This is a genomic window from Streptomyces sp. 4N124, assembly GCF_052245395.1.
Taxonomy (GTDB): Bacteria; Actinomycetota; Actinomycetes; order Streptomycetales; family Streptomycetaceae; genus Streptomyces.
On the sequence record NZ_JBQQBS010000139.1, the window covers coordinates 1 to 1,712 of the forward strand.

The following is a 1,712-nucleotide window of genomic DNA, read 5'->3' on the forward strand; positions in this document are numbered from 1 at the left end:
CACCACGAAGTGGTGATCAAGGTTGTCGGGGTAGGGCATACCTTCCAGCAACTTGCGCCCACGATCTAGAGCCACTTCGGTTTTGCGGCGATCTCCGAGGCGAGCCCATCCCTTGGCCTCATGCGCGGCAAGCTGGACGGCCACGCCATGGTTCGGAGCGATCTCGGTTCCGGCCTGCGAGGCAGCGATGATCCCGTGGTAGTCCCCCGTGGTGAGAGCGAACCACGCGCGCATTTCGTGAGCCCAGCCACCCACTTCGGTGTTCTCGGCCTCGTTGGCGAGTGACAGCACGGCGCGGCGTGTGCTCTCTGCTGCTGCGCGATCGCCCATGTCGTACTCGACGCACCCGACGAGCAGTGCAAGCCACGCGGAGATTGCCAACACCTCTCGGTGCTGGGCCAGCGTGAGGCGCTGCGACTGAAGGCCAGCTACCCGCCTGAGCCACTCGCGCCCTTCCAAGGCAAGCTGATCGCCAGGAAGGTACGGATACTCCGAGCACAGACGATCAGCCGTGATCCTTAGAGCGTCCAACGTGGCGTTGTCGACGTCGGACGCCTGCATGCGGCTGATGATGTCGAGTGTTTCCATGCCGGTGGCTGTTGCGATCTCGGCATCTCCGTCACGACGTCCGGCAACGGGGAAGATCGCGTGCGTCACGGTGCCGAAGGCAGACGCAATGATCGGCTGATAGAAGTCGCTCGGGGTGACCTCGCCGGCCTCCCACCTTTTCCACTGCCGGATCATGCTCGGCCCTGCGGGGAGCTCTTGGGGAGCATGCGCTCGAAGAACCGCAACGGCCTCCGTCTGTGACCAACCCCGCGCTACCCGCTCGGCCGCAATGCGTCGCGCCCATGCAGGTCGTTCGTCGCTCATGTGCTGCCCTCCCGTCGGGATGTCTCCTTCGAGTCTGGCATCTCATAGGTCGGTGACACGGGGGGTGACAGGCGGGTGACACCAGAGCTGTCCCCTCATGACACCACGTCTGTCACTGGCTGACGCCTCACTCTGCGCGCACGGTGGAACACGTGTCAGGCGCCGCTCGCGCTGTCGAAGTGCTTCTCCAACTCGGCTACGCGGGCGGCAAGTTGCCGAAGCTCGGAGTGGATTGTGTTGATCTCTTCTCGACTGACAGGGCCGGCTTCTCCGTCTTGGTCGTTACTGACCGTTGGCGACTGGACGAAGTACCCGCGATTGGGAACGGCTTCGATCAACCCCTCATCGATGAGGATTTGCAGCGCGCTGCTCGCGGTGACGCTCGTGACGTCGAACCGGTTGGCCATTTCTCGGAGTGACGCCAGCCGATGCCCGCTCGGAAGCGTTGAGATCTCTCGGCGCAACTTGTCAGCGATCTGGACCTTCTTCGGGCGCGGGTCGTGGTCGGCAACGGTCATGCGTCAAGCGTATCCACTAGAGCGAAATAGTGCGGCCTATTGTGCGCTATCTCTTGCGATCTAGTCTGCACAAGAGTACACTATGTCATGTGGTCGGTTGACCACAGAGCTTGGAGGGCGGCCCCTCTACCGCCAAGCAGACTGCCGCCCTCCTCGTCCCCGAAGGGAAGTTCCATCATGCGTCAGATCCCCGTCGACACGACCGCAATGACGATCATGCTGATCCAGCCCCCGGAGAAGAAGGTCAAGAACCGCGAGACCGGCGAGATCGCCGTGGACAAGCAGTCGGGCAAGGTGCTCTACAACGTCAACGTCGCAGTC

1 protein-coding gene and 1 pseudogene are annotated in these 1,712 nt (G+C 62.7%); both read right to left on the reverse strand.

Translation table 11 applies throughout. From position 1 onward, the window contains the following. A pseudogene (locus tag ACTWQO_RS48430) lies at positions 1–744 on the reverse strand (XRE family transcriptional regulator); the annotation flags it as partial. A 284-nt stretch (positions 745–1,028) separates the two neighbouring features. Beyond that, positions 1,029–1,391, reverse strand: a complete 363-nt coding sequence (locus ACTWQO_RS48435; protein WP_443243803.1) for a winged helix-turn-helix domain-containing protein — start codon at positions 1,389–1,391, stop codon at positions 1,029–1,031. Positions 1,392–1,712 lie beyond the last annotated feature (321 nt).

Coding starts and splice junctions, on each gene's coding strand:
- ACTWQO_RS48435 (WP_443243803.1), bottom strand. CDS start 1,391: ATGACCGTTGCCGACCACGACCCGCGCCCGAAGAAGGTCCAGATCGCT.